Origin of the sequence: Conyzicola lurida (assembly GCF_014204935.1) — a bacterium.
GTDB classification, from domain to species: Bacteria; Actinomycetota; Actinomycetes; order Actinomycetales; family Microbacteriaceae; genus Conyzicola; species Conyzicola lurida.
Genome location: NZ_JACHMJ010000001.1, coordinates 1,146,137 through 1,170,226 on the forward strand (window position 1 = coordinate 1,146,137; position 24,090 = coordinate 1,170,226).

A 24,090-nucleotide genomic window follows, 5' to 3' on the forward strand; every position below is an offset into this window, starting at 1 on the left:
CCTGAGTCGAGTGAGTATCCGCACCGACATCCGCAGCCTGTTCGAATTGCGGCCGAGCCCCGTGCGCTGGCCCATCGCCCTGCAGGCCGCGGTCGCCGTCGGCATCCCGACCGTCGGGTTCTCTTTGGCCGGCCGGTCCGACCTCGGGCTGCTCGCCAGCACCGGCGGATTCCTCGCGCTGTACCTCACCGGCCGCAGCCGGCAGGAGCGCGCCGCGAAACTCCCGTTCGTCGCCGCCGGACTCGTCGCCTCCGCCGCACTCGGTGTGCTCGCCAGCGGGAGTCTGCTCGGCTCGCTCCTGGCCGTCTTCGTCATCGCCGCGGTGAGCGCCACACTCTGCCTCGGATTGGCCGTCGGCCCGCCCGGCGCCCTGTTCTTCGTGCTCGTCGGCGGTGTCGCCACCCACCTCGCCGGTCCCACGAACGTGGGCGGTGCCGGAATCGACGGCGCGCTGATCATCGGGCTGCTGGTGCTCGGCTGCGTCGTCTCCTACGCCGTGGTGCTCAGCCCGCTGCTGCTGCCGTCGGTGCGCCGACGCGACGCCGCGGTGCACGAGACCCGGGTGCCGATGCGTTTCGTGTTCGACGGCATCAGCCGCGTCATCCTGACCCGTCTGGTTCTGGCGAGCGCCCTCGCCGTCGCGGTCGCCGTGCCGCTCGGCCTGCCACGCGCGTACTGGGTCGTGCTCACGGTCGTGGTCATCCTGCAGAACGGGCACACGGTGCGGCTCTCGGCGCTGCGGGCCGTGCACCGCGTGCTCGGCACCTTCGTCGGGCTCGGGCTCTTCGCGCTGATCGCGCTGTTCGCCCCCGAAGGTCTGTGGCTCGCGTTCGTGCTGATGGCGCTGCAGTTCGTGACCGAGACGGTGATCGTCCGCAACTACGGCCTTGCGCTGATCTTCATCACTCCGCTGGCGCTGCTGATCAGCACGCAGGGCGGCCACGTCGACGAGATCATCGCCGACCGCGTGCTCGACACCCTCGTCGGCACCGCCATCGCGCTCGTCGTGCTGATCGGCGCGGTCGCCCTGCGACGGATCAGGCCGGCACGGGACGCTCCCGGCGCCGCAGCCTGAGCACGCTGTCGACGATCGACGACGCGCTGCCGTCCGGAGCCGTGACGGGCCGCTCGGCGAGCGACGCGGTCACGACGTCCCACTCGCCCGGGGCGAGTTCCAGCGACGCGAGCATCTCGTCCGGCGTCGGCAGGTCCTGCGCGTCGTGGGCGTGCTCCGTCGCCCAGTGCGGCGCGCCCGCGTGGCCGACGACGAGCAGCTGGCCGCCCGGGGAGACCGCCGCCGCCGCCCGACGGAGGATCGCCTCGCGGGGCAGCTCGACGGTGGAGTGCAGGAAGCTCGAGGTCACGAGGTCGTAGCTGGCCGGCGGCTGCCAGTCGGCGAGGTCGGCGGCGACCCAGGTGATGTCGTCGCCCGGGCGTTGTGCCGCGGCTCCGACGGCGAGTGCGGACGGGGCGATGTCCACCGCCGTCACCGACCAGCCGTGGGCCGCGAGCCAGAGTGCGTCGCCGCCCTCGCCGCAGCCCAGCTCGAGCGCCGTGCCCGGGGCGATCCCGGTGATCTCCCGGGCGACCGCGGCATTGACGCGTCCGCTCCAGGTGCGACCGTTCTCCCGGTAGCGGTTCTCCCAGTACTCCGCGGCAGCGCCGGCGGGCAGGCCGGCGGTCACGCGGACACCGTCGCGGCCACGGCGGCTGCGACATCCTCGGCCACCAGCGACGCGTTGATGGTGGTCGCCGCCGTCACTCCGGCCGCGGACGCGATCGGCACGAGTGCCGCCGGGTTCGCGATGTTGCCGACCGCGTACAGCCCGGGCACGCTCGTCTGGAACGTCGCGTCCACCACGGTCCACGCCCCGAACGGCGTCTCCGACTGCTCGGCGCCGAGCTGGCGCAGCAGGCCGTCGAGCGGCACCATGCGCGGGTCGGCGAAGAGCGTGTCGAACGCCGTCACGCTGCCGTCGGCGAATTCGACCCCGGCGAGCGCGTCTCCGTCGGAGACGACGCGGGCGACCGGCCGGTCGTCGACGCGGATGCCGCGGGCGGCGAATCCCTCGAGGACGTCGGCCGGCAGCTCTCCGGCGAATGCCGTGAGCACGGTGACATCGGGGGAGTAGGCACGTACGAGCTGCACCTTGAACGCGGCCAGCGGCGATCCGAGCAGCACGCCGATGCGCCCTCCGCGCGACTCGTAGCCGTCGCAGTACGGGCACGCGACGACGCCGCGGCCCCACTGCTCGGCGAGTCCCGGGAGGTCGGGCAATTCGTCACGGATGCCGGTGGCGACGACCACCCGGCGTGCGGCGATGAGCGCGCCGTCGTCGGTCACCAGCGCGAAGCCGTCGGCCGTGCGGGCGATCTCGGCCACCCGCGCGGTCTCGACCACGCCGTCGGCGGCACGCACCTCGCGGCGCCCGTCGGCCACGAGGTCGAGCGGGGAGTAGCCGTCGCGGCTCAACACGCCGTGCATGTGCGGGGCGAACCGGTTGCGCGGCTCGCCGCCGTCCAGCACGAGGACTCGGCGTCGGGCGCGGGAAAGGATGAGGGCGGCGCTGAGGCCGGCGGCACCGCCGCCGACGATCACCACGTCCCAGGGGGTTGTCTCTGTCATGGGACCACCCTGCGGCACGTGCTACCGTTGCGGCAAATATCCATGCCGAATCAGCAAGGGGCAGCGATGGCGGACCATACGCTCGACCAGATCGGACCGCGGCTGAAGAGCTGGCGGCAGAAACGCGGCCTCACGCTCGACGAGCTCTCCGCGCTCACCGCGATCTCGTCGAGCACGATCTCCCGCCTCGAGGCTGGCAAGCGCGCGCCCAACCTCGAGCTGGTCGTCCCGCTCGCGCGGGCGCTGCGGCTCGAACTCGACGATCTCGTACCGCCCGTCGTGCCCGACCCCCGCGTGCCACGCGTCACCAAGCGCATCGACCAGGTGGTATTCGAACAGCTGTCGCCGGAATCGTCGCCGAGCCAGGCCGCACGCGTGACCTTCCCCACACCGGAACCCGGCGTCGTTCCCGACCCCCGGGTGCACGACGGCTACGAGTGGCTCTACGTGCTGAGCGGGCGACTGCGGCTCGTGCTCGGCGACCACGACATCGTGATGGGTGCGGGGGAGGCCGCCGAGTTCGACACCCGCACCCCGCACTGGCTGCGGTCGGCCGGCCCCGGCCCCGCCGAAGTGCTCGCCATCTTCAGCAAACAGGGCAAGCGCATCCACCTGCGGGCCAAAACGACGGCGCCGACCGGCACAATGGGGGAGTGAAGCCCCGGGGATGGCGCGGAGCCGCGGCCGCGGCATCCTCCCGTGGTAGCGCGTGAAGAGGCGATCGCCGAGGACACGTGGGCGGCCACCTACGTGCAGTGCATGGCGGACTCCGGGTACACCAACTACAAGGCGGAGCAGGGCGGCTATTCGGCCTGGTCGGAGGGCACGGGGCCGTCCGTCGAGGAGCAGGTGGCGAGCTATGTCTGCCAGATTCGATTCCCCTGGGCTGCCGACCCGCGGTTCGTACTCAGCGACGCCCAGCGGGAGTATGTCTACACGTACTACGCAGGGTTTCTCATCCCGTGCTTGGAGATACGCGGGCACGCGGTCGTCGACGTTCCGAGCAGGGACGAGTTCCTCGACATCGAGATGGGCGTCTGGAATCCGTACTACGTCGTCGAGCTGCCGCGGGACCGGGCGGACGACGAGAGGCTCCGCGCCGAGTGCCCGGAGATGCCGGTAGGACTGCGCGAATGACGGGGGAAGGACCCGGGAATACTTTCGCGGCATCGTTCGTTGTGACCATTACATGCAAACGCATAGACTTGCAGGCAGCAGATCAACCCGGGAGGGCACAGGAATCATGAGCACAGTCGACAGCACTGGAATGCAGTTCGGAATCTTCACCGTCGGAGACGTGACGACGGACCCCACCAACGACACCACGCCCACCGAGCATCAGCGCATCAAGAACATCCTGACGATCGCGCAGAAGGTCGAAGAAGTGGGCATGGAGGTCTTCGCCCTCGGCGAGCACCACAACCCGCCGTTCGTGCCCTCGAGCCCGACGACGATGCTCGGCTACATCGCGGCCAAGACCGAGCACCTCATCCTGTCCACCGCCACGACGCTCATCACGACGAACGACCCGGTGAAGATCGCCGAGGACTACGCGATGCTGCAGCACGTGGCCGACGGCCGCGTCGACCTCATGATGGGCCGCGGCAACACCGGGCCGGTCTACCCGTGGTTCGGCAAGGACATCCGCGACGGCATCCCGTTGGCCATCGAGAACTACGCGCTGTTGCAGCGTCTCTGGCGTGAGGACTTCGTCAACTGGGAGGGCAAGTTCCGCACGCCCCTCCAGGGCTTCCAGTCGACTCCGCGCCCGCTCGACGGCGTCGCGCCCTTCGTCTGGCACGGCAGCATCCGCTCTCCCGAGATCGCCGAGCAGGCCGCGTACTACGGCGACGGGTTCTTCGCCAACAACATCTTCTGGCCGAAGGAGCACTACATGAAGCTCATCAGCTACTACCGCCAGCGCTTCGAGCACTACGGCCACGGCGCGGCCAGCGAGGCGATCGTCGGACTCGGCGGCCAGGCGTTTATGGCGAAGAACTCGCAGGACGCCGTGAAGCAGTTCCGCCCGTACTTCGACAACGCCCCCGTCTACGGCCACGGCCCCTCGATGGAGGACTTCACCGCCCAGACACCGCTCACGGTCGGCAGCCCCCAGCAGGTCATCGACCGGTACGCGTCGATGCGCGACTACTACGGCGACTACCAGCGCCAGCTGTTCCTCATGGACCACGCCGGCCTGCCGCTCAAGACCGTGCTCGAGCAGCTCGACATCCTGGGCGAAGAGGTCATCCCCGTGCTCCGCAAGGAATTCGCGAAGGACCGCCCGGCGAACGTGCCCGACGGCCCGACGCACGCGGCGCTCGTCGCCAAGCGCGACGCGGCCCTCGCGTCGTCGGTCGCCGAGCCGGTCGATGCGGAGGTCTCGGCATGACCACCCGCACGATCGCGGTCATCACCGCGGGCCTGAGCCAGCCCTCGTCGACGCGGCTGCTCGCCGACAGGCTGGCGGATGCCGTCACGAGGCAACTCGACGCACTGGGTGTCGACGCCGAGGTGTCCATCGTCGAACTGCGCGACACCGCGCAGGACGTCGTGAACAACCTCATGACCGGATTCCCGAGCCCCAAGCTCGAGGCCGTCATCGACACCGTGACGAACGCCGACGCGCTCATCGCCGTGACCCCGGTCTTCACCACGAGCTACAGCGGGCTGTTCAAGTCGTTCATCGACGTGCTCGACCCGCAGTCGCTCACCGACATGCCCGTGCTCATCGGTGCGACCGGCGGCAGCGAGCGTCACTCGCTCGCCCTCGACTACGCGATGCGCCCGCTCTTCACCTACCTGCACGCGGTCGTCGTCCCGACGAGCGTCTACGCGGCGTCGAGCGACTGGGGAACCGGCGGCGACACCGCGGCGGGCGCCCTGCCCGACCGCATCGAGCGCGCCGCCCGCGAGCTCGCCACGCTCGCGAAGGACTCCGACCGCTCCAGCCGCGTGGTCGACCCGTTCGCCCTGCCCGCCGGGTTCAGCCCGGTGGGCGGGTACGGCGCTCAGTAGAACCGGGCGACGACGACGCCCGCCTCCCCAGGGAGGCGGGCGTCGTGTGCGTTGTCCCTAGTATCGGAAGCATGACGAAGTTTCTGAGGCTCGGACCTGTCGGCAGCGAGATCCCCGCGGTCGAGACCGCGGACGGGGTCGTACACGATCTGCGCCCGCTCACGACGGATATCGATGGCGCCTTCCTGCGGGACGACGGTCTGCGCGCGGCGCGGGACGCGGCATCCGGCCTGCCCGTCCTCGACGGAGCCGCGGGCCTGCGGGTCGGCGCGCCGATCGCCCGCCCCGGCGCCGTGCTCTGCATCGGACAGAACTACGCCGCCCATGCCGCCGAGTCCGGCAACGGCGCGCCCACCGTTCCCATCCTGTTCTTCAAACACCCGAACACCGTCGTCGGCCCGTTCGACGATATCCACGTGCCGCCGCGTGCCGCGAAGGTCGACTGGGAGGTCGAGCTCGGCGTGGTCATCGGCCGTCGCGCCCGCTATCTGGAGTCGGTCGACGACGCCCTCGACCACGTCGCCGGGTACGTCGTGAGCCACGACGTGTCGGAGCGCACCTGGCAGAAGGACGAGTCGGGCGGCCAGTGGTCGAAGGGAAAGATCGCCGAGACGTTCAACCCGGTGGGCCCGTACCTGGTGCCGGCCGACGAGGTCGACCCGCAGAACCTGCGGCTGTGGTCGACGGTGAACGGCGAGGCCCGTCAGGACTCGAGCACCGCCGACATGGTGTTCTCGGTCGCCTTCCTCGTCTGGCACCTGTCGCAGTACGGCGTGCTCGACCCGGGCGACCTGGTCAACACCGGAACGCCGGAGGGCGTCGCGATGTCGGGGCGGTTCCCGTACCTGGCCGCGGGCGACGTGGTCGAGCTGGGCGTCGAGGGCCTCGGCGTGATGCGGCAGACGCTGGTGCCGGCGCCGCGGTAGGGGGCCGCGACGGGGCGCTACAACCCCGCGACGAACCCCAACAGCACCCGGTTGAACTCGTGGTGCTGCTCGATGTTGGTGGCGTGCCCCGCGTTCGCGACCACCGCCGACGTGGCGAGGGGGTTGAGCGCTGCCGAGGCCTCGGCGTGGGCGGCGGGCCAGAACTCGCTCTCGGCACCCGCCACGAACAGCGCGGGCACGGTGAGCCGGGCGATCACGTCGCGCCAGTCCTGCAGCGCGTGGTCGTTCAGCAGCGCGATCTCGTTGCGGTCGAGCGGTACGGGCTTCGCGCTGCCCGGGCGGATCTTCACGGCGCGCACCAGCCGCACGAGCCGCATGCCGCGCTTCATCATCGGTGTGCCGACGCCGGTGTCGGGCACCCCGTGCTCGAAGCGGCTGCCGAGGGTTTCCCGGGTGTAGCCGTAGAAGCCCTGTTTCCAGTCGTCGTCGTTGAGCATGCGCGGCGTCTGGTCGATGCTGACGATCCCCGAGACGCGCGAGGCGTCGAAGAGCCCGAGGTAGGACCAGATACTGCTCGCGCCCATCGACTGGCCAACCAGTACGGCGTCGCGCAGGTCGAGCGCCTCGAGCAGGTCGCCGAGGTCCTTGCCCCGGCGGGCCATGCGGTAGCCGTGGCCCGGCTTCTCCGACTTGCCCTGCCCGCGGGCGTCGAACGCGATCACCCGGTAGCCGGCGTTCGCGAGTGGCGCCGTCTGGAACATCCACGACGTGGCCGCGGCCATAAACCCGGCGATGAGCACGACCGGGCGTCCGGCCGGATCTCCGGACTCGGAGTATTCGAGGCGTACCTGGTCGCTGCTGGTGATCGAGGGCATGCTGTCGAGCGTAATTGACGCCGTCGCTAGCGGGCGTTGTCGACGAGGTCGATCGCGTACTCGTGCCACCACAGGCCGGCCCGCGGGCCGCCGTTGCAGGCGCCGTCGCTCGCGCCCGGGTGTTTGATCCAGAGCAGCGCGTCGAGGTGCGAGTCCTTGCCCTCCGCGATGCGCGGGGACTGTCCGAGCGCCGCACCCTGCGGGTTGCACCAGTCGCCCTGCCAGCCGTTGCCGTTGCGCGACACGTCCGTCACGAACCGTTTGCCGTGGAGCAGTGCCGAGAGCGCCTCGCCGTACTCGCGTTCCTCGTCGACCCCGTAGAAGTTCGAGACGTTCGTGAAGAACCCGCGCGCGTTCTGCACGCCCGCCGCCGTCAGCAGCTCCGCCATCCGCTCCTCGGGCACCCAGTTGTTGTTGCCGGCGTCGAGGTACACGGTGAGCCCCGCCGCCGAGTAGATGTCGACCGACTCCCTGATCATCGGCAGCCGGCGCTCGGCCTCGCCCGCGCACTTCTCGCTCTCGAGCATCGCGAGCGAGTCGGGCTCGACGATGAGCGCCGCACCGCTGCCGGCCAGCAGGTCGGCGACCGTGCGTACCCAGTCGAGGTACTGGTCGCCGTCGAGCCCGCCGGCCGAGAGCCCGCCGCAGTCGCGGTTGGGGATGGCGTACATCACGAAGACGAGCGTGGTGCCGTCGGCCTCCGCCTCGGCGCGGTACTGGGCGAGCATGCCCGGCAGTTGGTCGGAGGCGATCCACTCGCCGAGCCAGATCGCCGTCGGCTGCTGGCTGATCTTGGCGATCTTGTCGGCCTCCTCGATCTTCCCGGCCTCGCGCAGCGCGGTCTCCTCGTACATCGCCTCCGAGCGCCGGTCGAGGAACGGCCCGCCCGGGTAGAGCTCGGCGGGCGTCGGCAGGGCCGGCTCGGTCGGGGTGGGCGTCGGTGTCACGGTGCTCTCCCGGGCTTCCTGGTCGGCGGATGCCGCGGGCGCGGGCTGCTCGGACGGCGACGTACAGCCCGCCAACGTCACCGCGAGCACCGCGGCAGCGGCGAGCGCCCGGAAGCACGTGATGCGTGTCTTGCCCATCCGTCGCCCCTTGCAGTCGGTTCAAGGGTGACACGGCAGCCCGGCGGGGGCAATGTCGCCCAGCCGATACGGAGGTCGCGGCAACGCCCCCGAAATCCCGGTCGGGTCAGGCCGCACCGAGGTGGCGGGAGAAGAGGGCGAGCAACGCGGAGACGGCCGGGCTCGGGGTGGGGCGGCTCACGACGCTGAGCTGCCAGTCCACGTCGGGATCGACGAGCGGCACGACGACGACTCCGCCGTCGACGCCCGCGGCACCGGCCCGGGGGAGGGCGAGCGACGGCACGACGGCGATGCCGAGGTCGGCGGCGACGAAGCGCGGTACCTCGCCCAGGTCGCTCACCTGGGTCGACACCGTGCGCGTGATCCCGGCCTCGGCGAATGCCCGCTCGATGACGATGCGGTTGCCGAAACCGGCGGGGGTGTCGACGAACCGCTCACCCGCGAGGACGCGCATGGTCAGAGTCGGCCGGGAGGCGAACGGGTGACCGGGCGGCAGCACGACGACGAACGGCGTCGTGACGAGGGGGAGTACCTCGAGCCCGGCGAGGTCGCGGTCGGGAAGGCCCATGAACGCGACATCCAGCCGCCCCCGACGCACGTCGTCGGCGAATCCGGTCGAGCCCGCGGCCGACGCTCCCAGCTGCAGGTCGACGAGCGGGTGGACCGCGTGGAACTCGCCGAGGACCGCGGGCAGGTCGATGACGTCGAGGTTGGAGAAGATGCCGACGCGGAGCCGGCCGCGGATTCCCGCGCTCGACATAGCCGCGGCGCTGCGCACCCGGTCGACCGCCTCGAGCGCCGCGCGGGCCTCCGGCAGGAGCACCTCGCCGGCGGGGGTCAGCGCCACCTGCTTGGTCGAGCGGGCGAAGAGGGTCGCGCCGAGGTCCTTCTCGAGCGCGCGGATGCCGGCCGAGACGGTCGACTGCACCGCGTAGAGGCGCCCGGCGGCGCGGGTGAAGTTCAGTTCCTCGGCCACGGCCACGAAGTATTCGAGTTGTCGGGTGTCCACGCGTCATTATCGTTTGAAACGATTACTGCAAGCAAGATCAGTCGTTGGACACGATCAATCGCGAGGAGCATCGTGGGCGTATGACAACCCTGGCTCCCACCCGCACCACCCGATTCCGGCTGAACCACGGCACCGGATTCTGGATCATCGCCGCCGCGTTTATGACCGTGATGGCCTTCTCCACGATCCCCACCCCGCTGTACGCGCTCTATCAAGAGCGCGACGGCTTCGCGACGTTCCTCATCACCGTGATCTTCGCCGCCTACGGGCTCGGCGTGATGGCCAGCCTCTACCTCGCCGGACACGTGAGCGACTGGCTGGGGCGCCGTCGCATCATCCTGATCGCCATCGTCGTCGAGATCGTCGCCGCCGTGGTCTTCCTGCTCTGGCCCGAGGTGCCCGGTCTCATCGTCGCCCGGTTCGTCAACGGCGTCGGCGTCGGAATGCTCACCGCCACGGCGACGGCGCACCTCAGCGAACTGCGCGCCGTCGCCAGGCCCGACGAGGGTCCCGCGACGTCGGGCACGGTCTCCAGCTTCGTCAACATCGGAGGCCTCGCCGTCGGCGCCCTCATCTCGGGTTTCCTCGCCCAGTTCGTGGTCGCGCCGCTCGTCGTGCCGTACGCGCTCTTTCTCGTGTTGCTCGTGCTGGCTGCCGTCGCGGTCGCCGTCGTGCCCGAGACGGTCGAGCGGCTCGAAGAGCGGCCTGCCTACCGCCCGCAGCGCGTCTCGCTGCCGACCGCGTCGCGGTCCACCTTCGTCGCGGCCGGCGCGGGCGCATTCTCCGCGTTCGCGATCTTCGGCCTGTTCACGTCGCTCGCGCCGAGCTTCATCGCCGGAACGCTGCACGAGCCCTCGCGTCTCGTCGCCGGCGCGGTGACCTTCGGGGTATTCGGCGCCGCCGCCGTCGCGCAGGTGCTGTCCGTGCGGATGCCCGCCGTCGCCCAGCTCCGCCTCGCGGTCGCCCTGATGGCCGCGGGCCTCGTCGCGATGGCCGTCGGCGTCCTGGTGGTCAGCCTGCCCGTGTTCGTCCTGTCGGGCATCGTCGCCGGTGCGGGCGTCGGCATCCTGTTCCGCAGCTCGCTCGGCGTGGCGGCGTCCCTCGCCAGCGGGCCGTCGCGCGGGGAAATCCTCGCCGCGACCTTCCTCATCGCGTACGCGGGCATGACGGTTCCCGTGCTGCTCATCGGACTGGCGCTCGCCTTCCTGCCCGGCACCGCCGTGCTCGTGACGTTCGACGCGATCGTGCTGGTCCTCGTCCTGGTCTCCGGCAGCCGCATGATCGCCACCCGCAAATAGCGGCAATCCGGGCATTCACGCCCCCGGCTGTTACTCTGGTAACGCAACACAACGGAGCAGGCAGGCACGACGCTGGTCAGTAGTGGTGAGTTTCCGGTGAAGCGATGGGTTCCACCCGCGACATCCGCCCGGCGATTTTCTACTGTTGACCAGACATGCGCCCCACTCTGGGGATAAGCGCGCGTACATATATCTGTATGTCTAACGGCCCCTGCTCCTCGACGAGTCCATTCCATACGGGAACGGACGTAAAACAAAGAGGAGAAACCCCCACTATGGAGGGTCCAGAAATCAAGTTCGCCGAAGCCGTTCTCGACAACGGCAAGTTCGGCACGCGCACCGTGCGCTTCGAAACCGGTCGTCTCGCACAGCAGGCCCAGGGCGCGATCGCGGCCTACCTCGACGAAGACACCATGCTGCTCAGCGCGACCAGCGCCGGCAAGCACCCCCGCGAGGGATTCGACTTCTTCCCCCTCACGGTGGACGTCGAAGAGCGCTCGTACGCGGCAGGCAAGATCCCCGGCTCGTTCTTCCGTCGCGAAGGCCGCCCGTCCACCGAGGCCATCCTCGTCTGCCGTCTCATCGACCGCCCCCTGCGTCCGACCTTCGTCGAAGGCCTGCGCAACGAGGTCCAGGTCGTCATCACCGTCCTGAGCATCGCTCCCGACGAGTTCTACGACGCTCTCGCGATCAACGCCGCGTCGCTCTCCACGCAGATCTCCGGTCTCCCGTTCTACGGACCGATCGGCGGCATCCGCCTCGCCCTCATCAACGACCAGTGGGTCGCCTTCCCCAAGTACAGCCAGCTCGAAGACGCCGTCTTCGACCTGACCGTCGCGGGCCGCCTCATCACCAACGAGAACGGTGAAGAGGATGTCGCGATCATGATGGTCGAGGCAGAGGCAACCGAGAACAGCTGGGAGCTCATCAAGGCCGGCGCCACCAAGCCCGACGAGACCGTCGTCGCACAGGGCCTCGAGGCGTCCAAGCCGTTCCTCAAGCAGCTCATCAAGGCCCAGCTCGAGGTCGCAGCGCAGGCTGCCAAGCCGATCGCCGCGTACCCGGTCTTCCCGCCGTACCAGCAGGCCACCTACGACGCCGTCGCCGGATACTCCTACGACGAGCTCAAGGGCGTCTACCAGATCGCCGACAAGGTCGCCCGCCAGGACGCCGACGACGAGCTGAAGGACCGCGTCAAGGCGCACATCGCAGCAGAGATCGAAGCCGGCCGTCTCGACGCCAGCGCCACCTCGGAGATCTCCGCGGCGTACAAGTCCGTTTCCAAAAAGGTCATGCGCACCCGCGTGCTGACCGAGGGAATCCGCATCGACGGCCGTGGCCTGTCCGACATCCGTGCGCTCGACGCCGAGGTGCAGGTCATTCCCCGCGTCCACGGTTCGGCGATCTTCCAGCGCGGCGAGACCCAGATCCTGGGAGTCACCACGCTGAACATGCTCAAGATGGAGCAGCAGATCGACTCCCTCGCGCCGGTCACCAAGAAGCGCTACATGCACCACTACAACTTCCCGCCCTACTCGACCGGTGAAACCGGCCGCGTGGGTTCGCCGAAGCGTCGCGAGATCGGGCACGGCTTCCTCGCCGAGCGCGCCATCGCCCCGGTGCTGCCCGACCGCTCCGAGTTCCCCTACGCGATCCGCCAGGTGTCCGAGGCTCTCGGCTCCAACGGTTCGACGTCGATGGGTTCCGTCTGCGCCTCGACCCTGTCGCTGCTCAACGCCGGTGTGCCGCTGCGCGCACCCGTCGCGGGTATCGCCATGGGCCTCATCTCCGACGAGATCGACGGTGTGACGCGCTACGCGGCACTCACCGACATCCTCGGCGCTGAAGACGCTCTCGGCGACATGGACTTCAAGGTCGCCGGTACCTCGGAGTTCGTCACCGCGATCCAGCTCGACACCAAGCTCGCCGGACTCCCGTCCTCCGTGCTCGATGGCGCGCTCAAGCAGGCCAAGGAGGCTCGCACCGCGATCCTCGCCGTGATCAACGCCGCTATCGACGCGCCGGACGAGATGGCGCCCACCGCGCCTCGCGTGATCTCGGTCCAGATCCCGATCGACAAGATCGGCGAGCTGATCGGCCCGAAGGGCAAGACGATCAACCAGATCCAGGACGACACCGGAGCCGACATCTCGATCGAGGACGACGGAACCGTGTACATCGGTGCTGTCGACGGTCCGTCGGCCGAGGCCGCCCGTGCCGCCGTCAACGCGATCGCCAACCCGCTCAACCCCGAGGTCGGGGAGCGCTTCCTGGGAACGGTCGTCAAGATCGCGACCTTCGGTGCGTTCGTCTCGCTCACCCCGGGCAAGGACGGTCTGCTCCACATCAGCGAGGTGCGTAAGCTTGCCGGTGGAAAGCGTGTCGAGAACGTCGAAGACGTGCTCGCCGTCGGCCAGAAGATTCAGGTCGAAATCACCAAGATCGACGACCGCGGAAAGCTGTCGCTCGCTCCTGTCGAGGACGAGACCGTCGGTGGAGACACCGAGGGTAGCGCTGCCGCCAGCGAGGGCCCCGAGGCCCCCGCGGAAGGCTGAGTCGCCCGCATAGATCTGCTCGAGGCCTCTCGCCAGGCGCTCGAGTAAGACGGAGAAGCCCCCACCGCAAGGTGGGGGCTTCTTTGCGTTTCGGGGTACAAGAAATCCCGCACATATCCGGCAGAAGTCGGATCGGCTACGGGCTGATAACAATTGCCGTGTCGGCGCCGAAATGTCGGGGGCGCGCCATATTCTCGTGTCAAGACGAGCAAGGAGCGGGGCGAGATGACGACAGCGATCGACACCGATCGACCGCAGGCGAGCGCACGCTCGCTGCACCGCCGGGTCGGACTCTCCGACCTCCACGTCTTCCCCCTCGCGATCAGCGGCAACGTGTTCGGCTGGACCTCCGACGTGATGGCGACCAACGGCGTCCTCGACGCCTACGCCGACGCGGGCGGCAATTTCGTCGACACCGCCGACTCCTACGCCGCGGGCCGCAGCGAGATCATGATCGGCAACTGGATGCGCGACCGGCGCAACCGTCCCGACATGGTCGTCGCGACGAAGGTCGGCAAGAGCGGCGACAACCCGGGCCTCTCCGCCCGCGCGGTGACCGCCTCCGTGCACGCCTCGCTCGAGCGCCTGCGCACCGGCTACATCGACCTCCTCTACCTGCACATCGACGACGACACCGTGCCGTTCGAAGAGACGCTCTTCGCCGTCGACGAACTCATCCGCGCCGGCAAGGTGCGGTACTTCGGCGGGTCCGACCACACAGGCAACCGCCTCATCGAGGCGCGCATCGCCGCGGCCCAGATGGGTCTCGCCCCGATGGTCGCGCTGCAGAACCACTACAACCTGCTGCACCGCACCGAGTACGAGGGCGATCTCGCCCGCGTCGCCGACCGTCAGGGACTCGGGGTCATGCCGCGGTTCGCCCTCGGCAGCGGGTTCCTCACCGGCAAGTACCGCTCACGCGCCGACATCGCCAAGAACGAGCGCGGTGCCGAGGCGGCCAAGTACTTCAACCGGCGCGGTCTCCGCGTGCTCGCCTGCCTCGACCGCATCGCGGCCGCGCAGCAGAGCTCGCCCGGGTCGATCGCTCTGGCGTGGCTGCTCAGCAAGCCGCACGTGGTCGCGCCCGTCGCGTCGGCGAGTCACCCCGAGCAGGTCGCCGACCTCGTCGCCGCCGCCCGTGTGCAGCTCACCCGCACGCAGGTCGCCGAGCTCGACAAGGTCAGCGCGTAGCGGGCTCCGGCCTCTAGATGAAGCCGGGGATGGTCAGCCATCCGATCGACGCCAGGATCACGATCGCGTTGGCGATCGCCGCGATCACGGTGAGCAGCTTGCGCCCGCGGCCTCCGGCGACGAGCGTGATGACGAGCACCACCTCGAGCACCACGGCGATCGTCAGGATGCCGAGCGGCAGGGCGACGAAGAAGGTCAGACCGAGGGCGATCGAGAAGACGAGCTCGAGCACGGCGAGCAGCGTGTTGCTGCCGCGGCTGCGCAGGCGCTGGATGCCGTCGACGATGGCGAGGACCGCGGTGACGGCAATCAGCACGTTGAGCACGGAGAGTGTGAAGGTCATGGTGTGGCCTTTCCGGGGGAGTCGGGTAGGGCACAAGGGTAGCGGCAATAGTGGCGGCCCCGTCGCCATAAAGTAGGCTCGACGGTGATGACCGGCGCAGTGCAGTTACCCCTCGACCTGGCAGAACTCTCTTTCACCGCAACCGGCGATTCGCTCGTGCGGCGCAGTGTGCTGCCGAGCGGTGTGCGCATCCTCAGCGAACGCGTGCCCGGCGCGCGCAGCGCCACGATCGGCTACTGGGTCGCCGTCGGTTCCCGCGACGAGACGCCCTCTACCTACGGCTCGACCCATTTCCTGGAGCACCTGCTCTTCAAGGGCACCACCACGCGCACCGCCCTCGACATCGCGGTGAGCTTCGACGCCGTCGGCGGCGACCACAACGCCATGACGGCGAAGGAATACACCTGCTACTACGCGAAGATCCGCGACCAGGATCTTCCGATGGCCATCGACGTCATCTCCGACATGCTCACGTCGTCGCTGCTCGACCGCGACGAGTTCGAGACGGAGCGCGGCGTGATCCTCGAAGAACTCGCCATGGCCGACGACGACCCGGGCGATGTCACCAGCGAGCGCTTCTTCGAGGCGGTGCTGGGCGACCACGCCCTCGGCCGTCCCATCGGCGGTAGCCCCGAGACGATCCAGGCCGTGAGCCGCGACGCCGTCTGGGACCACTACCGCGCCAACTACCGCGCGCAGGACCTCGTGATCACCGTCGCGGGAGCCGTCGACCACGACGAGCTCGTCGCCGGCGTCACCGCTGCCCTGCGCCGCGCCGAGTGGAACCTCGACGCCGCCGCGACGCCCGTCTCGCGCCGCAACGCGAGCGGTGACCTGATCGAACGCGGCAGCCCGCTCGTCGTCGTCCAGCGCCCCATCGAGCAGGCCAACATCCTCCTCGGGGTCGAGGGCCTCGCGGCATCCGACCCTCGCCGGTCGACGCTCGCCGTCCTCAACTCGGTTCTGGGCGGCGGCATGTCCAGCCGCCTGTTCCAGGAGATCCGCGAGAAGCGCGGCCTGGCCTACTCCGTCTACTCGTTCTCGCCCAGCTACTCCGACGCCGGCCTCTTCGGCATCTACGCGGGGTGCTCGCCGTCGAAGATCGGGCAGGTGACCGAGCTCATGCTCAACGAGTTCCACTCGCTCGCCGCCACCGGCGTCACCGCCGACGAGCTGCGCCGCGCGAACGGGCAGTTGAGCGGTGCGTCGGCCCTCGCCCTCGAAGATTCCGATACCCGGATGTCGCGGCTGGGGCGTGCGGAACTGACCATGGGCGAGTACGTCGACCTCGACGAATCGCTCCGACGTCTCGACCTGGTGACCGCGGACGGTATCCGTGAACTCGCCGAAGAACTCGTGTCGCGGCCGCTCTCGGTGGCCGCGGTGGGCACCATTGACGAGAACGCCTTCGAGGGCCTCACGGAAGTGCCCGCACCGGCAGCGTAGACAGACAACGCGAAGACGAACAACGGGGATCAGCTATGTCGCACTTCATCTACCTCGTCCGCCACGGCGAGCAACAGGATGCCGAATACGGACTGCCCGACGGACCCCTGTCTCCGCGCGGCCGGCGCCAGGCGCAGGCCATTGCAGAGCGGCTGAGCGGGGTGCCGTTCACCGGCGCCTGGCACTCGCCCCTGCAGCGCGCGGCCGAGACCGCCAAGATCATGCAGGAGCGTATGCCCGCGATCGACTCGCAGCCGTCGGCGCTGCTGTTCGACTGCTACCCGAGCGGCCCGACGCCCGACATGCCGCGGTCGTTCGAATCGTTCTTCGGCGGCGTGACCGAGGAGGAGATCGACGCGGGCCAGGCGCAGATGGCCGACGCCACCGCCGAGTTCCTCGCGCCTGCGCCCGGCGACCGCCACGACCTGCTCGTGACCCACAACTTCGTCATCGGCTGGTTCGTGCGCGAGGTGCTCGACGCCCCCAACTGGCGCTGGCTCGGCATCAACCAGGCCAACTGCGGACTGACGATCATCCGCGTGCGCACGGCGAAGCCGCCGGTGCTCGTGACCCACAACGACCTCGGCCACCTGCCGGTCGAGCTGCGCACGGGAATGCCCGACGACTGGCCGGTGTAGCCCGCAACACGGATTGAGCTTGTCGAAATCTGAGCTCGTCCAAATCCTGGTTTCGACAGGCTCAACCCGCCGAGAGCCGCTTCGCGTACCAGTGCGTGGCGTTCGGGTTGTCGTTGTACGGCTCGACGCTCTCGAAGCCCGAGGAACGGTACAGGCCGCCGGCCGCCTCGAGGCTGGCGTTCGTGTCGAGCACGAGCTCGTCCGCGCCGAATCCGCGGGCGCGCTGCTCGAGCTCGGCGAGGAGCGCGCGACCCAGGCCGAGTCCGCGCGTGTGCGGCTGCAGCCACAGGTGCTTGACCTCGTAGCGCACCGCGCCGTCGGTCGAGTCCCCGATGCGGCGGATACCGCCACAGCCGACATCCGCCGCCTCTCCGGCCAGGTCCTCGCCCTCGACGACGAGGAACACACCCCGCGGCGGTACGAACTGCTCGGGCGTGGGGAAGGTCGTGCGGTAGCCGTGCTCGCCGGTGAAACCCAGCTCACGGCTGTGGAAGTACTCGGTCAGCAGCGCGTGAGCCGCGGCATCCGTCGTCGCTGTTTCTCGCCAAGTCGCCATGCAACCAGCGTAATCGGGCGGGGGAGCCCTGGTTGCTTGGTAGATTCGAACCATGACTACGAAGGTCGCCGTCGTCGGCGCATCCGGCACCATGGGGCGACTCGTCTCCCGTCTCGTCGAAGAATCGGACGAGTTCGAGCTCGTCGCCTCGCTGGGGTCGAAAGATCCGCTCAGCGACATGCTCGGCGCCGACGTCGTGGTGGACGTGACGCTGCCCGCGGTCTCGCAGAGCGTCGTCGACTTCGCGGTCGCCAACGGCCTCAACGTGCTCGTCGGCACGTCCGGCTGGTCGAGCGCGCGCATCGTCTCGCTCGAGCACCTCGTCGCCGACCTGCCCGACGTCGGAGTGGTCATCATCCCCAACTTCTCCATCGGCTCGGTGCTCGCGACCTCGTTCGCCGCCCTCGCCGCCCGGTTCTACGAGTCGATCGAGATCATCGAGGCGCACAAGTCGTCGAAGATCGACTCGCCCAGCGGCACCGCCGTGCGCACCGCCGAGCTGATCGGCAAGGCCCGGGCCGCGATCGGCCCGGTCATCGCGCCGCACGCCGACCAGCGCGCCCGCGGCCAGCAGGTCGCCAGCGTGCCGATCCACAGCCTGCGCATGCAGGGCGTCGTCGCCAAGCAGGACGTCATCTTCGGCGGAACCGGGGAGACGCTCACCCTGAGCCACGAGACGCTGTCGTCGACGTCGTACGAGTCGGGCATCCTGCTCGCTCTCGCGGCGGCCCGCACCGCGACGGGCGTCACGGTCGGCCTCGACAAGATCATCGACCTCGCGCCGCCGACCTCGTCATGAGAGCCCGCGTCGCCGCCATCGCGATGGCGGTCATCCTCGTCATCTACCTGGTCTTCGTGGTGCAGTACTCGTTCGTGCTGATCGGCACCGGTGTCGGCGTCGCGGTCGCCATGGGCATCGCGCTGCTCGTGCTGCCGCTCATCGGCGCCTGGCTGCTCTGGCGCGAGATCCACTTCGTGCTGCGCGGCGAACGGCTCGTGCGCATCCTGGGCGCGGCGGGCGAGCTGCCGGTCGACGACCTGCCCCGCCTGCCGAGCGGCCGCGCGGTCGCCGAGGCGGCCGACGCCCAGTTCCCGGCCTACAAGGCGGCCGTCGAGGCGGATCCGGGCTCGTGGCGCGCCTGGGTGCTGCTCGGCCTCGCCTACGACGCCAGCGGCGACCACGCGCGTGCCCGCTGGGCGACGCGCGAGGCCATCAAGCTGGAGCGCGTCAGCGCCAGATAGCACCGATCGCGGCCTCGACCGTCGGGTAGCGGAACTCGAACCCGTCGGCGACGAGCTTCTCGGGCACCATCTTCTGGCTCGCGAGCAGCAGTTCGCGACCGGGCTCGCGCATGGCGAGCTGCACGATCGGCTCGGGGATCGCCCACGGGTGCCAGCGGTGCATGGCGTCCGCGAGCGACGTGGTGACCGTCTCCGCGCTCGCGGGCGTCGGGCCGGCGAGATTGACGGGGCCGCTGAGTGTCGAGGTGAGCAGGTGACGCACGGCGGCGGCCTCGTCGTACAGGCTGATCCACGGCCAGAACTGCGAACCAGCGCCGATGGTGGCGCCGAGGCCGAGCTTGGTGAGCAGCCCGAGCGGGGTGAACGCCCCGCCCTGGCCGACGACGACGCCCGTGCGGAAGGTGACCACGCGGCTGGAGTGCACGGCGAGGTTCGCCGCCTGCTCCCACGCGTCGGTCACGTCGGCGAGGAAGCCCGAGCCCCGGGACGACTGCTCGGTCAGGGTCTCGCCCGGGCGGTCGCCGTAGTAGCCGACGGCGGAGGCGTTGAGGAAGGCCGCGGGCGGGTCCTCCGAACTCACGATCGCGTCGGCGAGTGTGCGGGTCGCGTCGATGCGCGAGCGGAGGATCTCGCGCTTGTAGCCGGGGGTCCAGGGCAGCCGTCCGATGGACGCGCCGGAGAAGTTGACGACCGCGTCGACCGAGGCGATGAGCCCGGGGTCGACGACGCCCGCGGTGGGGTACCAGCGGTACTCGTCGGAGGCCTGTCGCTCGCGGCGCACGAGCTTGAGCACGTCGTGCCCGTCGGCCTCGAGCTGGCTCACCAGTTCGGAGCCGATCAGTCCGCCGGCGCCGGAGATCAGGACGCGCATCAGGCGAGGCTCGCTTCGAGGGTGATCGGAATTCCCGCGAGAGCACGCGACACCGGGCAGTTCTCCTTGGCCTCGGCGGCGAGGCGCTCGAAGTCCTCCTCGCTGATGCCCGGTACCTTGGCGCTCACCAGCAGGTGGCTGCCGGTGATGCCGGTGCCCGGGTCGAACGTGACGGCGGCGGTGACCTGCAGGCTCTCGGGGGCGTGTCCGGCCTCGGCGAGACCGTTGGCGAACGCCATCGAGAAACAGGCGGAGTGGGCCGCGCCGAGCAGCTCCTCCGGGTTGGTCTTACCCTGGACGCCCTGCGAGCGTGCGGCCCAGGAGACCGGAAACTCCGCGGCATCCGAAGAATCGAGCGACGTGGTACCCGATCCGCTCGGCAGATCGCCGAACCACAGGGTTGTTGCTTCGCTGGTGACTGACATGGAATTCTCCCTTTCGTCAGTCCTCACCCTATTCGCTGAGCCTGTGTCGAAACTAGGCGGCCCGCGTCAGGCGCGGATGACCCGCGCCCGCACGAGCAGCAAGTACAGCTGGCACCCGAGGCAGTAGGCGAACACCGAGTTGAGGAACGCGGCGACGAAGGCGGCACTCGCGGCGACCACCAGGCCGAACGGCACCCCGGCGAGGTGCAGCACGACCCCGGTCAGCGACACGGCGAAGCCGACGCCCTGCGCGAAAGTGGGAGGGGCCGTGTCCTCGAGTTCGGCGGGCGGTGCGAGCCGCGGGCGTACGAGAGTCCGGAAGAGCCATCCGTACGGATGCCGCGCGACACCCGCGAACGCACCCCAGGCGAAGAGCGCGGTGAGCACGACGAAGAGCAGGAAGGCGGGCTCGGTGGCCCGGTCGGCGAGCGACGACGGAGGAGCGGCGGCGGTGCCGAGCGCCAGGCCGATCACGACGAGGAGGAGCACGGCGGTGATGCCGGCGCTCACGCGGGGTCCGCGCGGGTCGATCCGGGCGGGGCGGGTGGTGGACATCGTTTCTCCTCAGGCGGTCGGGAGCAGGTCGAGGTGGGCGCGCACGTCGGCCGCGCGGGCCGCCCCGCCGATGCGGGCGCGCACGGCGCCGTCGCGGTCGAGGATCAGGGTCGTCGGAGTCTGCAGGATGCCGAACCGGTCGGTGAGATCCGGAAAACGCGTGATGTCGAGCTCGACGTGCGCGACGCCCGACGACTCGGCGGCGAGCGACTCCAGAACCCGGTGCGTCGCCCGGCAGGGTGTGCAGAGTTCGCTCGAGAACTGCAGGAGCGTGGCGTGGCCGCCGAGAGACCCGTGGATGTCGCCGGGCGCGACGATCTCGGTGCCGGCGGCCGTGCGCAGGCGTCCGTTCTGCCAGCGCCAGAGAAGGCCGAGCGCCGTCGCGAGCGCGACGAGTCCGACGAGGACCGCGGTGGTGGCCAGGGGAGTCATAGTGCGACCATAAGGCCCCGGTACACCCGGAGTTCGGCGTGTGACCGCCTATTACGTGGGAAGCGTTCACTCGCGGTTGTCCACTCGCGATAGCCTGTAACTCGTGTCTACTACGTCTAATCCCTTCGGCCAGGTGCTCGTCGCCCTGGTGACCCCCTTCACGCCCGACGGCGAAGTGGACTGGTCGGACGTCGAGAAGCACATCGACCGCGTCATCACCGACGGTGCGGACGGCATCGTCGTGACCGGGACGACGGGCGAGACATCCACGCTCACCGACCCGGAAAAGCTCAAGCTCGTCGAGGTCGCCAAGTCCGTGGCCGGCGGCCGGGCGAAGATCATCACCGGCGGCGGTTCCAACGAGACCGCGCACGCGATCGAGCTCGCCAAGAAGAGCGAGAAGGCCGGCGCCGACGGCAACATGATCGTCACGCCGTACTACAACAAGCCCACGCAGGCCGGCGTGCTGACGCACTTCCGAATGATCGCGGACGCCACCGACCTTCCGGTGATCCTCTACGACATCCCGGGCCGCACGGGCATCCCGATCAAGTACGAGACGATCCTGCGCGCCTCGAAGCACCCGAACATCGTCGCGATCAAGGACGCCAAGGGCGACCTCTCCGAGGTGAGCCGCGTGCTCAACCAGACCGACCTCATCTACTTCTCGGGCGACGACGCCAACGTGCTGCCGAGCCTCGCGATCGGCGTCTCCGGACTCATCGGCGTGACGGCGAACATCGCCCCCACCCCGTACCGCCACATGATCGACGCGGTCAACGCCGGCGACCTCGCCACCGCGACCGCCGCGCACAAGGCCCTCGAGCCGCTCGTGCGCGCCATCATGACGCACGTGCCCGGCACCGTCTCCACCAAGTACGTGTTGCACGGCCTCGGCCGTATCGGTTCGCCCCGCGTCCGCCTGCCCCTCGTCGGGCCGGAGGAGTGGGAAGCCGCCCAGATCGAAGACGAAATCGACCTCGTCAAGAACATCGCCGGCGTCGACTTCGGCAACTTCCGCCCCGACCGCAACGCGGCCGCCGGCGGAGCACTGCCCAAGGTCGCCGGCACTACCCGCTGACGCCCGCGCGTCACGAGAACTTCACCCGGGGGCGAGAGGCCCCTCAGCCACTAATAAGGACCGAATGCCCTCCACCATCTACACGCCAGCCAAACTCAAGCCGGGGACCCTCCGCATCATCCCGATCGGCGGTCTCGGCGAAATCGGCCGCAACATGACCTCCTTCGAGATCGACGGCAAGATCCTCATCGTCGACTGCGGCGTGCTCTTCCCCGAGGAGCACCAGCCCGGCGTCGACCTGATCCTCCCCGACTTCAGCCCGATCAAGGACCGTCTCGACGACGTCCTCGGCGTCGTGCTCACGCACGGCCACGAAGACCACATCGGCGCGGTGCCCTACCTGCTCAAGCTGCGTCCCGACATCCCGCTCATCGGCTCGACCCTGACGCTCGCCCTCATCGAGGCGAAGCTCAAAGAGCACCGCATCGTGCCGTACACCCTCACCGTCGCCGAAGGCGACAAAGAGCACATGGGACCGTTCGACCTCGAGTTCGTCGCCGTCAACCACTCGATCCCCGACGCCCTCGCCGTGGTCATCTCGACCAAGGCCGGCACCGTGCTGCACACCGGCGACTTCAAGATGGACCAGCTGCCGCTCGACGACCGCATCACCGACCTGCGCGCCTTCGCCCGCATCGGCGAGGCCGGCCTCGACCTGTTCATGTCCGACTCGACCAACGCCGACGTCCCGGGCTTCACCCCGAACGAGCGCGACATCGGACCGGTCCTCGAATCGCTCATCGCCCGCTCGCCGCGTCGCGTCATCGTCGCCAGCTTCTCCAGCCACGTGCACCGCGTGCAGCAGGTGCTCGACGCCGCCCACGCGAACGGCCGCAAGGTCGTGCTCATGGGCCGCTCGATGATCCGCAACATGGGCATCGCCTCCGACCTCGGCTACCTGCGCGTGCCCGAGGGCGTGCTGATCGACGCCAAGAAGGCCGTCAACCTGCCCGACAACAAGCTCGTCTACATGTCGACCGGCAGCCAGGGCGAGCCCATGGCCGTCCTCTCGCGCATGGCGAACCAGGAGCACCAGATCGTCATCGGCAAGGGCGACACGATCATCCTCGCGTCGAGCCTGATCCCCGGCAACGAGAACGGCGTCTACCGCATGATCAACGGGCTGATGAAGCTCGGTGCGAACGTCGTACACAAGGGCAACGCCAAGATCCACGTCTCCGGCCACGCCGCCGCGGGCGAACTGCTCTACTGCTACAACATCCTCAAGCCCCGCAACGTGCTGCCCGTGCACGGCGAGCAGCGCCATCTGGTCGCGAACGCGAATCTGGCAATCCAGACCGGCGTGCCCGAGGAGAACACCTTCATCGCCGAGGACGGCACCGTCTTCGACATGCGCGACGGCTACGTCGCCAAGGTCGGCCAGCTCGACCTCGGCTTCGTCTACGTCGACGGATCCAGCGTCGGCGAGATCACCGAGGCCGACCTCAAGGACCGCCGCATCCTCTCCGAAGAGGGCTTCATCTCCATTTTCGTCGCGGTCGACAAGCAGACCGGCAAGGTCCTCGTCGGACCCGAGATCCAGGCGCGCGGCTTCGCCGAGGACGAGGCAGTCTTCGACGCCGTCATCCCGCAGGTCGTCAAGGCCCTCGAGGATGCCGCGAAGAACGGTACGCAGGACGTCGTCGCGCTGCAGCAGGTCGTGCGTCGCACGGTGGGCCGTTGGGTCAACACCCAGCACCGCCGCAAGCCGATGATCGTTCCGGTGGTCATCGAGGCGTAAGCCCGATCCGCGGACTCGAGCCTGTCGAGACCCCGCCCGGAATACCGGAAGGGGGTCTCGGCAGGCTTTCGTCGTCACCCCGACCTGACGCGCGGGTGTCGCCGAACGTTGGGTTGCATCTCATCCGTTCGACTGATTCCGTAGTCCCAGGGCCCGAACTACAGTTGCGAGGGTTGTTCGACTAGCAGGGGGTTGTGGTGGGCGTTGCACGCAAAT

Annotated in this window: 26 protein-coding genes; 15 read left to right on the forward strand and 11 right to left on the reverse strand. The window is 69.3% G+C overall.

What is annotated here, in order from left to right:
* Positions 1-10: 10 nt before the first annotated feature.
* Complete coding sequence (locus HD599_RS18295; protein ID WP_184234425.1) at positions 11-1,075, forward strand: FUSC family protein; 1,065 nt, start codon at positions 11-13, stop codon at positions 1,073-1,075.
* On the opposite strand, the gene HD599_RS05565 is transcribed toward HD599_RS18295, so the two are convergent.
* A complete protein-coding gene (locus HD599_RS05565) occupies positions 1,038-1,685 on the reverse strand; it encodes a methyltransferase domain-containing protein (RefSeq protein WP_184234428.1) in 648 nt (215 codons plus the stop codon). The genes HD599_RS18295 and HD599_RS05565 overlap by 38 nt on opposite strands.
* Positions 1,682-2,626, reverse strand: coding sequence for an NAD(P)/FAD-dependent oxidoreductase (locus HD599_RS05570; RefSeq protein WP_184234430.1), 945 nt, complete (start codon positions 2,624-2,626; stop codon positions 1,682-1,684). Before HD599_RS05570 ends, HD599_RS05565 begins: the two co-directional genes overlap by 4 nt.
* A gap of 66 nt (positions 2,627-2,692) precedes the next feature.
* On the opposite strand from HD599_RS05570, the gene HD599_RS05575 reads away from it, so the two are divergent.
* From HD599_RS05575 to HD599_RS05595, 5 genes are all read left to right on the forward strand, one after another.
* On the forward strand, positions 2,693-3,283 hold the full coding sequence (locus HD599_RS05575) for a helix-turn-helix domain-containing protein (RefSeq protein ID WP_221420446.1): 591 nt from the start codon (positions 2,693-2,695) through the stop codon (positions 3,281-3,283).
* Between the two features lie 42 nt (positions 3,284-3,325).
* Positions 3,326-3,763 carry a hypothetical protein gene (locus HD599_RS05580; protein ID WP_184234436.1) on the forward strand — a complete coding sequence of 146 codons (438 nt, stop codon included), beginning with the start codon at positions 3,326-3,328 and terminating at the stop codon, positions 3,761-3,763.
* A gap of 130 nt (positions 3,764-3,893) precedes the next feature.
* Entirely contained in the window at positions 3,894-5,018 is a 1,125-nt protein-coding gene (locus tag HD599_RS05585; RefSeq protein WP_184240347.1) for an LLM class flavin-dependent oxidoreductase, read from the forward strand.
* The gene (locus HD599_RS05590; RefSeq protein WP_184234439.1) at positions 5,015-5,644 is read left to right on the forward strand and encodes an FMN reductase; all 630 of its coding nucleotides are present in this window, start codon (positions 5,015-5,017) and stop codon (positions 5,642-5,644) included. Before HD599_RS05585 ends, HD599_RS05590 begins: the two co-directional genes overlap by 4 nt.
* 71 nt (positions 5,645-5,715) lie before the next feature.
* Entirely contained in the window at positions 5,716-6,570 is an 855-nt protein-coding gene (locus HD599_RS05595; protein WP_184234442.1) for a fumarylacetoacetate hydrolase family protein, read from the forward strand.
* Between the two features lie 17 nt (positions 6,571-6,587).
* Here the strand turns inward: HD599_RS05595 and HD599_RS05600 are convergent, their stop codons facing one another.
* The 3 genes from HD599_RS05600 to HD599_RS05610 all read right to left on the reverse strand — a co-directional run bounded on the left by HD599_RS05600 (position 6,588) and on the right by HD599_RS05610 (position 9,500).
* The gene (locus tag HD599_RS05600) at positions 6,588-7,406 is read right to left on the reverse strand and encodes an alpha/beta fold hydrolase (RefSeq protein WP_184234445.1); all 819 of its coding nucleotides are present in this window, start codon (positions 7,404-7,406) and stop codon (positions 6,588-6,590) included.
* A gap of 26 nt (positions 7,407-7,432) precedes the next feature.
* Positions 7,433-8,491 carry a glycoside hydrolase family 6 protein gene (locus HD599_RS05605; protein ID WP_184234448.1) on the reverse strand — a complete coding sequence of 353 codons (1,059 nt, stop codon included), beginning with the start codon at positions 8,489-8,491 and terminating at the stop codon, positions 7,433-7,435.
* 106 nt (positions 8,492-8,597) lie between these two features.
* The gene (locus HD599_RS05610; RefSeq protein WP_184234451.1) at positions 8,598-9,500 is read right to left on the reverse strand and encodes a LysR substrate-binding domain-containing protein; all 903 of its coding nucleotides are present in this window, start codon (positions 9,498-9,500) and stop codon (positions 8,598-8,600) included.
* 80 nt (positions 9,501-9,580) lie between these two features.
* Between HD599_RS05610 and HD599_RS05615 the strand changes: the two genes are divergently transcribed.
* From HD599_RS05615 to HD599_RS05625, 3 genes are all read left to right on the forward strand, one after another.
* Entirely contained in the window at positions 9,581-10,798 is a 1,218-nt protein-coding gene (locus tag HD599_RS05615) for an MFS transporter (RefSeq protein WP_184234454.1), read from the forward strand.
* A 275-nt stretch (positions 10,799-11,073) separates the two neighbouring features.
* A complete protein-coding gene (locus HD599_RS05620) occupies positions 11,074-13,353 on the forward strand; it encodes a polyribonucleotide nucleotidyltransferase (RefSeq protein ID WP_184234458.1) in 2,280 nt (759 codons plus the stop codon).
* Between the two features lie 225 nt (positions 13,354-13,578).
* On the forward strand, positions 13,579-14,544 hold the full coding sequence (locus HD599_RS05625) for an aldo/keto reductase (protein ID WP_184234461.1): 966 nt from the start codon (positions 13,579-13,581) through the stop codon (positions 14,542-14,544).
* Positions 14,545-14,557: 13 nt separating this feature from the next.
* Here the strand turns inward: HD599_RS05625 and HD599_RS05630 are convergent, their stop codons facing one another.
* The gene (locus tag HD599_RS05630) at positions 14,558-14,887 is read right to left on the reverse strand and encodes a hypothetical protein (protein ID WP_184234464.1); all 330 of its coding nucleotides are present in this window, start codon (positions 14,885-14,887) and stop codon (positions 14,558-14,560) included.
* An 87-nt stretch (positions 14,888-14,974) separates the two neighbouring features.
* On the opposite strand from HD599_RS05630, the gene HD599_RS05635 reads away from it, so the two are divergent.
* Both HD599_RS05635 and HD599_RS05640 read left to right on the forward strand, forming a co-directional pair.
* Positions 14,975-16,333, forward strand: a complete 1,359-nt coding sequence (locus HD599_RS05635; RefSeq protein ID WP_184234466.1) for a M16 family metallopeptidase — start codon at positions 14,975-14,977, stop codon at positions 16,331-16,333.
* Positions 16,334-16,368: 35 nt separating this feature from the next.
* On the forward strand, positions 16,369-16,971 hold the full coding sequence (locus HD599_RS05640; protein ID WP_184234469.1) for a histidine phosphatase family protein: 603 nt from the start codon (positions 16,369-16,371) through the stop codon (positions 16,969-16,971).
* Positions 16,972-17,032: 61 nt separating this feature from the next.
* On the opposite strand, the gene HD599_RS05645 is transcribed toward HD599_RS05640, so the two are convergent.
* Positions 17,033-17,527: a GNAT family N-acetyltransferase gene (locus HD599_RS05645; RefSeq protein WP_184234472.1), complete on the reverse strand. Its 495-nt coding sequence runs from the start codon at positions 17,525-17,527 to the stop codon at positions 17,033-17,035.
* Between the two features lie 52 nt (positions 17,528-17,579).
* Here HD599_RS05645 and dapB point away from each other — a divergent pair, with 52 nt between their 5' ends.
* Both dapB and HD599_RS05655 read left to right on the forward strand, forming a co-directional pair.
* Positions 17,580-18,326: a 4-hydroxy-tetrahydrodipicolinate reductase gene (gene dapB / locus HD599_RS05650; RefSeq protein ID WP_184234474.1), complete on the forward strand. Its 747-nt coding sequence runs from the start codon at positions 17,580-17,582 to the stop codon at positions 18,324-18,326.
* Positions 18,323-18,769 carry a tetratricopeptide repeat protein gene (locus tag HD599_RS05655; RefSeq protein ID WP_184234477.1) on the forward strand — a complete coding sequence of 149 codons (447 nt, stop codon included), beginning with the start codon at positions 18,323-18,325 and terminating at the stop codon, positions 18,767-18,769. Before dapB ends, HD599_RS05655 begins: the two co-directional genes overlap by 4 nt.
* On the opposite strand, the gene HD599_RS05660 is transcribed toward HD599_RS05655, so the two are convergent.
* The 4 genes from HD599_RS05660 to HD599_RS05675 form a co-directional block, all read right to left on the reverse strand.
* The gene (locus tag HD599_RS05660; RefSeq protein WP_184234479.1) at positions 18,756-19,640 is read right to left on the reverse strand and encodes a TIGR01777 family oxidoreductase; all 885 of its coding nucleotides are present in this window, start codon (positions 19,638-19,640) and stop codon (positions 18,756-18,758) included. The two genes, HD599_RS05655 and HD599_RS05660, sit on opposite strands and share 14 nt — an antisense overlap.
* Entirely contained in the window at positions 19,640-20,065 is a 426-nt protein-coding gene (locus tag HD599_RS05665; RefSeq protein WP_184234482.1) for an OsmC family protein, read from the reverse strand. Before HD599_RS05665 ends, HD599_RS05660 begins: the two co-directional genes overlap by 1 nt.
* Positions 20,066-20,131: 66 nt before the next feature.
* Positions 20,132-20,620 (reverse strand): DUF4395 domain-containing protein, encoded by a 489-nt coding sequence (locus HD599_RS05670; protein ID WP_184234485.1) that lies wholly within the window; start codon positions 20,618-20,620, stop codon positions 20,132-20,134.
* Between the two features lie 9 nt (positions 20,621-20,629).
* Positions 20,630-21,052 carry a thioredoxin family protein gene (locus HD599_RS05675; protein ID WP_184234488.1) on the reverse strand — a complete coding sequence of 141 codons (423 nt, stop codon included), beginning with the start codon at positions 21,050-21,052 and terminating at the stop codon, positions 20,630-20,632.
* Positions 21,053-21,155: 103 nt separating this feature from the next.
* On the opposite strand from HD599_RS05675, the gene dapA reads away from it, so the two are divergent.
* Positions 21,156-22,133 (forward strand): 4-hydroxy-tetrahydrodipicolinate synthase, encoded by a 978-nt coding sequence (gene dapA / locus HD599_RS05680; protein ID WP_184234491.1) that lies wholly within the window; start codon positions 21,156-21,158, stop codon positions 22,131-22,133.
* A 64-nt stretch (positions 22,134-22,197) separates the two neighbouring features.
* Positions 22,198-23,874 carry a ribonuclease J gene (locus tag HD599_RS05685; RefSeq protein WP_184234494.1) on the forward strand — a complete coding sequence of 559 codons (1,677 nt, stop codon included), beginning with the start codon at positions 22,198-22,200 and terminating at the stop codon, positions 23,872-23,874.
* Positions 23,875-24,090: the final 216 nt, after the last annotated feature.